Source organism: Paenibacillus sp. OT2-17 (assembly GCF_009827695.1).
Classification (GTDB): domain Bacteria; phylum Bacillota; class Bacilli; order Paenibacillales; family Paenibacillaceae; genus Paenibacillus; species Paenibacillus polymyxa_B.
Window position 1 is genome coordinate 1 of record NZ_WUDQ01000721.1, and the last position, 1580, is coordinate 1580.

Consider the following 1580-nt stretch of genomic DNA (forward strand, 5'->3'; position numbering starts at 1 on the left):
GTGACGATCAAAGCCGTAATCTCAAGGCAGCTACATTGTTCGAGCCTTACATTGAACGTCTGGATGAAATGGACCAACTTGACGCATTGAAGGATTTGGCGAACGTGTACAGGTCTTTGCGCAAGTGGGACAAGGTTGAGGAAATGGCAAGGCAAATGAGAGGGAAAGCGGAAGTACAATATTCCATAAAGCATCAGCAGAAGAATCGAAAGAACAGCGAGCATGAAAAGGAAACCAGAGGGCCGTTATTTGGATTGGGTCAAAGAGACTGACGAAGATACTCAACACTGGGTAAACTTGTTCAGTCAGTGGGCAGAAGGTAACACGTACGTTAATAAGCTCCTGTCTGGAGATGTCAGCGTACTGCCAGACTATGTTGAATATATAGCAGCAACATCAACCGCTAACGAAAATGAGAAACTCTCAAAGCTGTTGAACGTTATGATAGCGGCTAACCGATATGAAATAGATGTGGATGATGTCCTTTCACGTTTTGAAACGAATATTAATACATTTGCTCAACTCCCAACATCATCTGATATATATACCCAACAAGTAATACCAGACTATTTCGCATGGTTTGGTTACGAAATGGCTCATTATTATTTACATCGGGTGAAATACAGTGATGGCTTTAAATACTTGATGTATGCAATGGTAAAGTCACATATAAATTGTATTGGTCTGTTTATGCGTTTCCAAGTCCATGCGACTCCTGAAATCAAAACAGAGTTCTCCAATCTAATTGAAAAGGTGTGGGTAAGTAATGTTGAAAAAAATGGCATTGTTAATCGTTGCGAGTAGCTTTTTGTTTTTTATAATCGTACCCGCTCACAATCATGATCAGCTTATTCAGACCCTTGTACAAATTGGGGGATTCTAAAGCAAAAGAAAGCTCTGCCGACCATAAGGTTAGCAGAGCTTTCTTCAGTGTATGAATTACCACACATACCACAGAATAACTATCTTGATGTGATCAGCATGAACCATACATATAAAGTGTTAAAGTCAGATATAGAATTATTTGCAGCTGCATTAAGCCAGGTAAGAGTATACGTGGTTCAGCCGCTGGGTAAAGATTTGATAGATATTGTGGATTACGGTGGAGTAGTGAAGAATATTACGCCGGAGTCGGTTAAGATTAACGGATCTTATTTCTTCCGTAAACAGTTTGAATTTAGAGTAGATGTGAAAGAGGACTCCAACGGTATATAGCCGATAGAGTCCTTCTCTGTTTTATGTGAGTCGGATGTATATGAAGCCACTTAGTAATTTCTGTACATTAATTAGAATTGTCTTGCGCTTATGTTGAGGTCCATCTGGGAACCGTCCTGGGTATAAATGTATACACTATATGAGTTTTTACTTTGAGAATAAATTTGCAAGGTCTTTTGACTACCAGGTGAAACCGAAGTGTCTATAGAGGTGCTAGAACCTGCTTTCTTAATCTCTACATAAACTGTTGAACTTCCATTATTTTTAACGAACACATTGGCGTCTTCTCCATTCTCAGGGATCATGGTGAAGGTTTTCTCAAATGCTCCTTTTCCAGTGTGATGTATCGGATTAATCAATTGAAC

At 39.4% G+C, this 1580-nt stretch carries 1 protein-coding gene and 2 pseudogenes; 2 read left to right on the forward strand and 1 reads right to left on the reverse strand.

The window, feature by feature from the left end; all coding sequences use genetic code 11:
- A pseudogene (locus GRP75_RS26470) lies at positions 1-804 on the forward strand (transcriptional regulator); the annotation flags it as partial.
- Between the two features lie 177 nt (positions 805-981).
- Positions 982-1215, forward strand: a complete 234-nt coding sequence (locus tag GRP75_RS26475) for a hypothetical protein (RefSeq protein ID WP_160790836.1) — start codon at positions 982-984, stop codon at positions 1213-1215.
- 71 nt (positions 1216-1286) lie between these two features.
- Here GRP75_RS26475 and GRP75_RS30105 read toward each other — a convergent pair.
- Positions 1287-1580: pseudogene (locus GRP75_RS30105) on the reverse strand (hypothetical protein); the annotation flags it as partial.

What these genes read in the sequence shown, in the direction of transcription:
- GRP75_RS26475 (WP_160790836.1), top strand. Translation starts at nt 982, where the DNA reads ATGAACCATACATATAAAGTGTTAAAGTCAGATATAGAATTATTTGCA.